Raw genomic sequence first — 10,206 nt, 5'->3', positions numbered from 1 at the left:
TTTCTGACGATGGAGAAGCGGTGCCGCTCTGTACGGCACCACCGACATTTACCTTATCGGGCGAGGCGCTGCAGAAGAGCGGCGGTGGACAGGATGGCGGCCTTCACGTCGTTCTTTTCCACGCCGCGGCCGCGTCGGTAACAGCGGGCGAGGTTCCGCATGGCGTTCACATTTCCCTGCTGCGCGGCCTTTTGATACCACTTGACCGCCTTTGCGTAATCCTGCTTCACGCCTTCGCCGTATTTATAGCATGCCCCCAGGTTGTTTTGAGCTCCTGCATGTCCCTGTTCCGCAGCCTTTTGATACCACTTTGCCGCCTCCGTGCAATCCTGCGTTATGCCTTCGCCGTTATCATAACATAGAGCAAGGTTGAATTGTGCGCTGACATCTCCCTGTTCTGCGGCCTTGCGAAACCACTTGACCGCCTCGGCATAATCCCGCGTTATGCCTTCTCCGTTATCATAACATAGAGCAAGGTTGAATTGTGCTTTTGCATGTCCCTGTTCTGCGGCCTTTTGATACCACTTGACCGCCTCAGCATAATTTTGTTCCACGCCTACGCCTTTGTAACAACATACACCCAGGTTGAATTGTGCTTTTGCATGTCCCTGTTCTGCGGCCTTTTGATACCACTTGACTGCCTCGGCGTAATTTTGTTCCACACCTTTGCCATTGTAATAACAGACGCCAAGGTTGTATTGTGCGTAGGCAGTACCCTGCTGTGCCGCTTTTTGAAACCATTTGACCGCTTCAGCATAATTTTGTTCCACGCCTTCGCCTTCGTAATAACAGACGCCAAGATTGAATTGTGCCTCTGCGTGTCCTTGTAGTGCGGCTTTACGATACCATTGGACTGCCTCCACATAATCCTGCTTTACTCCTTCCCCGTTGTTATAACAGATGGCCAGATTGAATTGTGCTTTGGCATCTCCCTGTTTTGCAGCCTTACGGTACCATTGGACAGCCTTCGTGTAATCCTGCGTTACACCTTTTCCGTTATCATAACAGATTGCAAGGTTGTATTGTGCGCTGGCATTTCCCTGCTGTGCCGCTTTTTGAAACCACATGACCGCTTCAGCATAATTTTGTTCCACTCCTTCGCCTTCGTAATAACAGACGCCAAGGTCGTATTGTGCTTTGGCATTTCCCTGCTGAGCAGCTTTTCGAAACCACTTGACCGCTTCGGCGCAATTTTGTTCCACACCTTCGCCTTTGTAATAGCGGACGCCAAGGTTGAATTGTGCCTTCTGGTCTCCCTGTTCCGCAGCCGCGCGGAGTTCGGCGGGGGGCAGAGCGGAAAAATCCCGCTTCCCGGAATCGGTACCGGCCGGCCGGGCGCAGGAGATGAGAACCGTGCTCAGCACGGCGGAAAAAATAGTCAGGAAGATTTTCTTCAATCGGTTTCCCCCCTCGGTTCGGCGTTTTCGGAACAGTCCCGAAATATACGATGAAAAATGCGATAATTTACAATAGTCGCACAATTCCGGGATTGCAAGTTGGAAGAGGAGGAATGCCGCGGTTTCAGCGGACGCGATTGACGAGACGCTGATATTCCGCGAAGTAACGTCTCCCCAGTTCGCGGGCGGAGGCGCTGGAAAAATGCAGGTTGTCCCCCTTGTCCGTCAACCCCGCCACGGAGACGTAGCCCAGCTCCGGCAGTTCCGCCGCAACCGTCTTGATGTCCGCGTCGATCGACGGGAAGTCGTATTGGCCCCCCGTCAGGTACTCTCCCAGTCCGCCGCAGAGAAAGGGCACCCCGGCAAGCGGCAGGTCGGCGCGGAAATTCCGGATGACCTCCTTCAAATCTTCCGCATAGCGGCGGTTTTTCAATTTTGCGTCAGTTTCTCCCTGATGCCAGAGCACTGCTGCGAAAACGCCCCGCTGCAATGCCGCGGTGGCCCGCTCGATCGCCTGATCGTAGGGACGTTCCCGCGGATCCCACGGGGAACTGCCGCCCCGCTTCCAGGCGGAGATCGGCGTGCCGCCGACCGCGGTCGGCACCAGCCCGACCGTGCAGCCGGGATTCGCCTCCAGCAGCAGCCTGCCGAAGGTACGCCCCGGGCCGACCCCGGCGAACGAACGGTCCGCCGTCACCGGCTCCACCGCCGGAACCCATTCGAAATTCCGATTGATCATCAGAAGTCCGGGAATCTCCTCCCGGTCTTCCGGTTCGATTTCTCCGCGACCGGCCATATTGGATTGACCGGCAAGCAGAACCAGCATCAGCTTTTTGTTGTCAAACATAGAGGTTCTTTTCTCCATTGTTTTCGCCTTCCTTTTACTATATCACCGGGCGATTCTGAAAACCATGGATAAAACCTGCAGTTTTTTATATTTTTATGACAGCAAAGGAGCTGTGCCACCTGCATTGCATCACTTAGCCGATGTACTCGTCCAGCCCCGCCCGGGAATACTTTTCGCGAAAACTCACAGCCCGCGCAACCGCGACGGCGAGACGCCGGTGGTCTCCCGGATCACCTTGCAGAAGTAGCTGGTGTCGGAAAAACCGCACTCGCCGGCAATTTTTGCAATCGGTTTCCGTGTTGTCCGCAACAGCTTCATCGCGTTATTCATCCGCATTTGAAAGAGGAATTCGCTGGGCGTCGTATTGAGGTAGCGCCGGAAGACCCGCCGCAGAGTCCAGCGGTTCACCTTCAGTACCGCCGCGAGCGTATTGATGTCGAAGGTGGGGTCCTGATAATGGATCGAACAGATGTCCTTCGCCCGTCCCGTCAGGCCGGCGTCCCGCGAGGTGATGCTCTCCTCTCCGCGGATGCGGGCCAGAATGGAACAGATCACCGCAACCGATTCCCGATAGTTGAAATCGCTTTTTTCGCGCATGAGGGATTCCAGGCGCATATAGAGTTCCGTCGGGCACTTCCCGGCATGGAAGCACTTGCGGGGGAACTGATAGGAGCGCAGCAACGCTTCCGCCAGCGGCCCGGCGAACGTCAGCCAGCGGTATTCCCACGGCTCCTCGACGATCTCGTGATGGTGACGCTCCCCTTCCAGCCGGTAAAAGACGTCGCCGGGACGCATGATCTGCGGCTCTTCCCCTTCCAGATAGAATTTTCCGGCACCCGCGATGCACCAGTACAGTTCGACGAACGGCTCCTCCCGCGGCGGCAAGTCCTCGACATAGGGGAAGTAGCGCGCCGTATGGCCGAGCGCGTGCACATAGAGCGGCAGCGGTATCGGCACCGGGTTCCTCACCGAACCGAGCAGGGCGTAGGAAAAACCACGTTTCTTCGGCATCGTCTCTCCTGAATGTTCTGTCTTTAAAATACAATTTTTCTGCAGTTTTACAACCGCATACTGCCCCAAAAGTCATATTTTTGTCATAATTCTTCTCTTGTTTTTCCCGCCGGTTTATAGTATAATGTAGTATCGTTCAAAAGTGATGCACCGGAACAACGAGGGAGAAGGAATATATGCGTGAAACTTGTTTTACCTTGATTGAACTTCTGATTGTTATAGCGATCATCGCGATCCTTGCGGCGCTGCTGTTGCCCGCTCTGAATTCCGCCCGCGAACGCGCCCGCGGCGTCGCCTGCATCTCCAACTTGAAGCAGGTCGGCATGAGCTGCCGGATGTATGCGGACCAGAACAAGGATATTCTGGCGGTCCAGTTCGTGACCGGCGACGGCTATGACAACTACTACTGGGGCGTGGAGATTTTCGGCTCCCGCAAGGCGATTCCGAAGAACGCCTTCTGTCCCTCCTTTCCCTCGGTCATCAGCGAAAGCGACGCTCTGGCCAAAACCTATGGAATACGGATCAACAACCTGCTGGGAGACCGCGTGGACAAAGCGCACGGGAATCCGGTGGTATCCGGCGGCCTTGACCACAACAATCCGCTCTCCATCCATTTCGCCAAAATGCGGGAACCGTCGCTCTTCCCGATCTTATTCGACAGCATCAATTGCGATACGGGGCTGCCTTCCTGGAGTTTTCACGGACCGGGCAAATGCGGCATCCATTTCCGCCACGGGAACAAGGCCAACGCCTGGTTCGCCGACGGACATGCGGCCGGGACCGATTTTCACTCCTGTGCCACAAAATTCTCGCCGATCAACTGGGTTTACACCAATGGCGGCCGGTTTCGAGCTGCAAACTATCAGTTTGCGTTTCTGTAACAGTTGAGGATCGTTGCTGACGGAAGGCGTGATGCCGGGGCATCATGTTTCGGAAATCTCCGCTCGTCGTTTGAGCGGAATCGTTGTAAACCGTTTTTCAGGAGATTAAATCAATGAAATTGCATCCATGGTTGCTCGCCGGTCTGCTGCTGCCCGGCACATTGGTCGCACTGACGACGGGCCGGGTCCACCTGCACGGCTCGATGAATCTCAAGGACGCGAAGATGGAATCGGGAGGGAAGGGGACCTATGTCAAATTTTCAAAACGCCCCGATCTGAACGGGAAGGCGGTGCGTTTTGACGTGACCGGGCAGGCCGGGCGGTGGGAACTGCGGAAAATCTCGTTCGTGCCGGAAAAGGACGGCGTTGTTTCCGTGCAGTTTTTCAGCACCTCCTCCCCGGGGAAGGGGATCGTCAACGGCACCCTTTACGATGACATCTCGCTGAATGGAACTCGGCTGCCGAATGGTAATTTTGAGCAGGAGAAGCCGGAATGGCTGGTGCGGACGCTGGCCGGAGAATCGAAATTCCCCGCCCGGGTGGTGGAGGATCGCGGCCTCGTGAAGTTCGGAAAACGCTGCCTGCTCGCCACCGGGGACTCCCGGGCGATTTTCACGGTCAAAGTGAAAAAGGACGAGCGTACGGAACTGACCTTCCAGCATCGCTTTGCCGGGCCGTTGAATCCCGGGCGGGATGTGACGCCGGTCGATCTGCGCGCCTGGGCCAACCGGGATTACGGCGATGCGGAAGCGGGCGACGGCAAAGGCGGCTGGTCCGACCAGGGGCCGCAGCAGGATCTGCATGGATTTGATCCTGCCTTCGTCTCCTTCGGCGGAATGGAATTCACCATGATCGACCCGAAGAACAATGACGGGAAAGCCGTTCTGACCTTTGACTCTCCCTACTGCCGCACGGGGTTGCGGGAAGCAAAAGTGCCCTTCAACGCCCCGTTGCCGGGCGGAAAATTCTTTTATCTGCTGCACACCTCCTGCTGGACGCCGAAAGACACGGTCATCGGCACGGTGAAGTTCCATTTCGCGGATGGCTTGAATGCCGAATACGAGATTCGTTCCGGCCGCGACGTGCTCGACTGGATCGCCATCACCGGCGGCGCCAATGCCAGAAAGGTCTATGGAACACCGGTCAAACATGGATTTGGCGGATTCTTTCTCTCCCGCTTCACGCTGCCCGGCAAGCCGGTGGCGGCAATCACCTTCGCCACGACCGGCAAAGCGGTCTGGATCATCGGCGCGGCAAGTTTCTCGTCGCGTGAGGTGAGCGTCGGAATGAACGAATTCAAGCCGGATGCGACCTGGAAACCGGCGGATTTCCCGAGTTTGCAGGTGGTGGAGAATTCCGCCATCGATTTCAGCCGTTTCCTGTCCCCCGGTCCGGCTGGCCGATACGGGAGGGTCCGTTTTTCGCCGGCCGGAGGTCTGGAGTTTGAAAAACTCCCCGGTGTGGAACAGCACTTCTTCGGTTTTGCCGAAGGAGCATGTGACCGCCTCTACCGGATTGGCGAGCGGAAACGGATTCCGCGCGACCGCACGCAGGATGTGCCGCTCTTCTGTCGACTGATGCGGCGCCAGGGGTACAACGCGCTCCGGATCGGAGCCATTCCGGACAATCGGAATCTCCAGGATCTCCATTACGACGCCCGCTGGCTCGATTTTATGGACTATCTGGTTGCCGAAGGGAAGAAACAGGGAATCTATTTTTATCTCAATCTGAATTTCGGTTCTCTAGGGAAACGTTATAGAACGAGTCAGGATACACTCGAGGGGCGTTTCCGCTTCATCATCGGCGATCCGGAGGTGCGGAACGCCTGGCGGAAGCTGGTGGAGGAGCTGCTGAATCATGTCAACCCCTACACCGGCATCGCCTGGAAGGATGAGCCCGCCGTCATCTGTCTGGAGTTCAGCAACGAGCTGGAGCTGGGCATTCACTATTATGCCCGGCTGCCGAAACCGCTGAAAGCCATGCTGCTGAAGCGGTGGCATCGGTTTCTTTCTACGAAATACGGTTCGTTGGAAGCGGTCAAACGGGCGTGGGGGGAGACCGGGGCGGCAAAGACGATCGAAGATTTTGATTATCCCCGCAGTTTCTGGGTGAACAATCAGGAAAACCGGGACTGGAATGAATTTCTGTTCGACCGGCTTTCCGAACTTCAGCTCTGGTGCGCCGATGAGATTCGCCGCATGGGATATGCGGGACTGGTCACGCAGTACAACTGCGGCAAGCAGATCCGGCACAGCCGTCTGCGCGCGGAGTGCAGCGACATTGTCTCGATCAACACCTACTTCAATCACCCTCGCGGAGGGTGGGGGAAAGCCGGTACCCAGTATCTGCAGAACAGCTCCATCGAATCGGCGGTGCCCCATTTTCTCACCGCTTCCGCGTCGCGGCTGGCGAACCGGCCGCTTCTGGTCACCGAGCACAACCACTGCTACGCCAATCAGTATCAGTACGAACATGCGCTCACCTTTCCGGCCTATGCGGCGTTGCAGAACTTCAGCGGGCTGTTCATCCACTACGGCGGGGTGTGGCTGGATCGAAATCCGGACCTCATCTACAATCCGCCCGACACGCTCGACCCGTTCCGGGTCTACGATTCGCCGCTTCACCGGGCAAACGAATTTCTGGGCGCGTGCCTTTTCGGCCGCGGCGATGTCCGCCGCTCGAAAAATCGGATTGATCTGTCGTATGACACCGAATTCCTGCGAAACGCGCCGCCGGAGAGCGCGGTCAATTCCGAACAGTCCAAGCTCTCGCTGCTGACCGGATTCGGGCTGCAGGTGACCGATCTCCCGTTCCGGAGCCGGTCAAGTTTTCAGCCGCCCACGGCACAGGCGCAGCTGACGTTGGCGCCCGCCGGGGGATCCCGCGCCAGGATGGAACTCTTCTTCAGCGAAGTCGACGCGGCGGGCAAGGAGAGCTTTTCTTTGAAGAAGACGGTTCAGCACCTGAAGGAGAAGGGCGTGCTTCCCGCCGGAAATCGGACTGATGTCGATCAGCAGATTTTTGAAAGCGATACGGGGGAACTTCTGCTCAATCAGACCGGCTGTTCGATGAGCGTCTCCACACCGATGACGGAGGGGGCCGCCCAGCTGGCGGGAAACAGCGCGCGGTTCAAGGTGCTGGAGATTCTTGAGCGCAGTGTCAATTCGACCATTGCGCTCACCTCGATGGACGGAAGGCCGCTGTCGGAATCCGGCCGGATGGTGCTGGTCATCGGTACCGAACAGGCGGCGACCGGCATGCGGATGACGGCGGACCGGGTGACGGTTCTGGATCCCGGCCGGTATCCGGCGCTGTTGCGGACGGGGAAATTCCGGCTCAAGCTGCATCCCGCCGCGGGGGAATACGAGCTCTATCCTCTGGCGGTCAACGGAATCCGCCGCGCGCCTCTGCCGCTGGTCCGGGAAGGGAAAAGCTGGAGCGTGGAAATTGATACTGCCGCGTTGCCGGACGGGCCGACCCCCTTCTTCGAGTTCGTGAAGCGATAAGAGAGACAGAAAGACAACGGCGCTGTCCTCATTCCGGAGCTGGCGGGGAAGACCGATCCTTTGCAGGACGATTTCCCGGCTCAGCTTCCGGGCTTGTCGCGAAAAAGCACCGACGCGAATCAGGGACGGGATTGATTGCGTTTAAATGCTTCGAGCAACACCTGTTTCGCCAGGGTTGGAGCGGCGGTCGGTTCCGTCTCCTCCTTGTTGTCGGAGTGTTCGACGCTCCAGCCGGACCACTCGCGGAAGGCGTGATAACTCCAGTCCCAGCCGTACTCCTCGAAGAGGTCGATCAAATCGGCAAGGTACTGTTCCCGGCCTGCCGCCCAGCGGACGGCGGAGAACTCCCCGACGTAAATCTTCACCCCGTGTTTGAGCTGGAACTCCCGTGCCGGACGAAGTTGTTCCCGAAGATAGTTCTTGTCGAGCATGATTTCGCTTCCACCGGTGGTCCGGAACTTGCCGGGATAGCGGAATTCCGGACGATTTTTTCGGCCGCCAACCCCCATGTGGGTGTATTCGGTGGGCGTGTAGAAGTGAAGCTGATAGATCACATCCTGCAGCGGAATAAGCTGCATGTACTTGTAGGTCGCCGCCTTGCACCACAGATTGGATTCGATGATGATCGGCGTCTCCGGATCGATCGCGCGGACCACTTTCGCCGCTTCATATTGCAGCCCGAGGTAGTCGATGGGGGTCTTGCTCCAGGCGGTCGGCTCGTTGATGAGGTCGTAACCGTAAAGGGCCGGATGCCCCTTCACCGCGGAGGCCAGAAGTTTCCACGCTTCCAGAAAGGCGTCCGCGAATTTGCGCTCATGGAACATGTTCATATCTCCGCGCTTCCGGCGTCCCCCCGGGGGGACGTGCAGATCGAGCACCACCTTCATGTCGTTCGCAACTGCGAAATCCAGCACCTGGCGCACCTCCGGAATCCTGGCTTTGACCCATTCCAGATATTCTGCGGTATCCTGATCGGTGCCGGTCTTTCCCCAGTTGCGGATCAGCTGCCAGCGGATCAGGTTTGCCCCCCAGCGTTTGAGTTCGGGCAGATCCTGTGAGATGGTGGAGTCCGGCAGGAAGGTCGAGGGTGACATCGTGCCCCGGCGACGGCGCTCGTCGAGCACCCGTCTGGTGTATTGCGGGCGATACCCGGCAGGGGCGTATGCCGGATAGAGGTCCGTAAGATTCATCACCCTTGCCTGGATGTCCCGCACATACAGCGTTCCGGTCGAATCTTCCAGCCCGATGGAGAAGGTCGCCTGCGGTTCGGCGCCGGGATCCAGCGGGGCGTAGATCTCCGCGTCGAACCACTCCCGGGAACCGTATTCGGAGCCGCGTTGATGGTATTGGAATTTGCCGTTCAGCCGGGTCGTAATCATGAACTTCACGCCATTCCAGGGGCGAAGCGGTTTGCTGACATTTTCATATTTCAGGCGGGCGCGCAGATAGAGAACCTTTTCCGCATATTCCGGCTTGAGGGGCAGCCGCAGCCGCACGCCGGAAAAGGGACGCTTTTCGTTGCCGGTCACCTTCAGCGCTGCGGTGCCGTCCGGGAGCGTGACATGTTCACCGGACCGGCGGACCAGTTTCGAAGGGGTGTCGCACCGCTCCTCCAGAAGCAGTGTGCCGGAAGAATCAAACGCCGCCGCCGTAAGAGCTCCCAGAGTGACGACGGCCATTGCAACCCATCCATTTTTCATGAAAAATCTCCTGTCATCTGTTGTTTCAGTAATAGGCGAACCAGTAGGAGCGACCCGGCGTTTCCTGCAGCGTAAATGTTCCGCTGGTTCGGACCGCGGGGTAATCCATGGTGCTGACATTGCCGCCGATCATCAAAAAATTGGCCATGGTCCGATGGCGGAATTTCTGCCTCGGCGTCGTCGCTCCCGTCAGAAAGTCCGGCCCCCATGCGGTGTTGATCGGACTGCTCATCCAGTCATTCGCCTCCAGAAAGAGGATTCGCCGTGACGCGGATTTTACGCGCGACAATTGAAGCACCCGCTGGCTGTTCGCCCAGGTCGAGGCGCTTGCTGTGCCGCATCGGAAGTCGCCCTCCTTTGCCGTATGGATCGCCAGATTGTAGAAAACGGCGTAGCTGTTGCCGATGAATTGTTCCTGCGAGCCGAGGTCGGAATTCTTGCGGGTGGTCTCCCAGTCGGGGCAGAGCAGACCGCGCGGCCAGTTGGTGCCGGTGGAATTGGCGTGAAAGCCGAGCGCTCTGGTGAACTCCGGATTCTGATACCAGTCACGACCGATCGTGCCGTTGGAATAAATGATGAACAGTCCGTTGTGGCTGTCGGCGTAAAGTTGGACCGCGACGCCGAACTGCTTGAGATTGCCGGCACACCGTACGCTGCGCGCCCTGCCGCGGGCCTGATTCAACACCGGCAGCAGCAACGCAGCAAGAAGAGCGATGATGGAAATTACGATGAGAAGTTCGATCAACGTAAAATTTCCGCCTGTTCTGCGGACAGCTCCGGGGAGTGCTGACAATTGATTCATCCGGTCCTCCTTGTCTGCTTTTCAGGTATATTATACTATATTTTAATTTCTGCGTCAAGAGG

General features: G+C 57.6%; 7 protein-coding genes. 2 read left to right on the top strand and 5 right to left on the bottom strand.

Features of this window, described 5'->3' with window-relative positions; translation table 11 throughout:
- Window positions 1-53: 53 nt before the first annotated feature.
- The 3 genes from ACMLHG_RS00985 to ACMLHG_RS00975 all read right to left on the bottom strand — a co-directional run bounded on the left by ACMLHG_RS00985 (window position 54) and on the right by ACMLHG_RS00975 (window position 3,255).
- On the bottom strand, window positions 54-1,397 hold the full coding sequence (locus ACMLHG_RS00985) for a tetratricopeptide repeat protein (protein WP_417169232.1): 1,344 nt from the start codon (window positions 1,395-1,397) through the stop codon (window positions 54-56).
- A 124-nt stretch (window positions 1,398-1,521) separates the two neighbouring features.
- The gene (locus ACMLHG_RS00980) at window positions 1,522-2,244 is read right to left on the bottom strand and encodes a sialate O-acetylesterase (protein WP_417169231.1); all 723 of its coding nucleotides are present in this window, start codon (window positions 2,242-2,244) and stop codon (window positions 1,522-1,524) included.
- 183 nt (window positions 2,245-2,427) lie between these two features.
- Entirely contained in the window at window positions 2,428-3,255 is an 828-nt protein-coding gene (locus ACMLHG_RS00975; protein ID WP_294435982.1) for a helix-turn-helix transcriptional regulator, read from the bottom strand.
- 176 nt (window positions 3,256-3,431) lie between these two features.
- Between ACMLHG_RS00975 and ACMLHG_RS00970 the strand changes: the two genes are divergently transcribed.
- Together ACMLHG_RS00970 and ACMLHG_RS00965 are read left to right on the top strand one after the other, a co-directional pair.
- The gene (locus ACMLHG_RS00970; protein ID WP_295812576.1) at window positions 3,432-4,136 is read left to right on the top strand and encodes a prepilin-type N-terminal cleavage/methylation domain-containing protein; all 705 of its coding nucleotides are present in this window, start codon (window positions 3,432-3,434) and stop codon (window positions 4,134-4,136) included.
- A gap of 113 nt (window positions 4,137-4,249) precedes the next feature.
- Window positions 4,250-7,642, top strand: a complete 3,393-nt coding sequence (locus ACMLHG_RS00965; protein ID WP_417169230.1) for a beta-galactosidase — start codon at window positions 4,250-4,252, stop codon at window positions 7,640-7,642.
- A 119-nt stretch (window positions 7,643-7,761) separates the two neighbouring features.
- Here ACMLHG_RS00965 and ACMLHG_RS00960 read toward each other — a convergent pair whose 3' ends face one another.
- Window positions 7,762-9,342 (bottom strand): glycoside hydrolase family 5 protein, encoded by a 1,581-nt coding sequence (locus ACMLHG_RS00960; RefSeq protein WP_417169229.1) that lies wholly within the window; start codon window positions 9,340-9,342, stop codon window positions 7,762-7,764.
- A gap of 25 nt (window positions 9,343-9,367) precedes the next feature.
- Window positions 9,368-10,144: a type II secretion system protein gene (locus ACMLHG_RS00955; RefSeq protein ID WP_295812584.1), complete on the bottom strand. Its 777-nt coding sequence runs from the start codon at window positions 10,142-10,144 to the stop codon at window positions 9,368-9,370.
- Between the last annotated feature and the right edge of the window lie 62 nt (window positions 10,145-10,206).

The organism is Victivallis sp. (genome assembly GCF_048170485.1).
Lineage (GTDB): Bacteria > Verrucomicrobiota > Lentisphaeria > Victivallales > Victivallaceae > Victivallis.
This window is presented reverse-complemented; position numbering and strand designations above follow the sequence as displayed.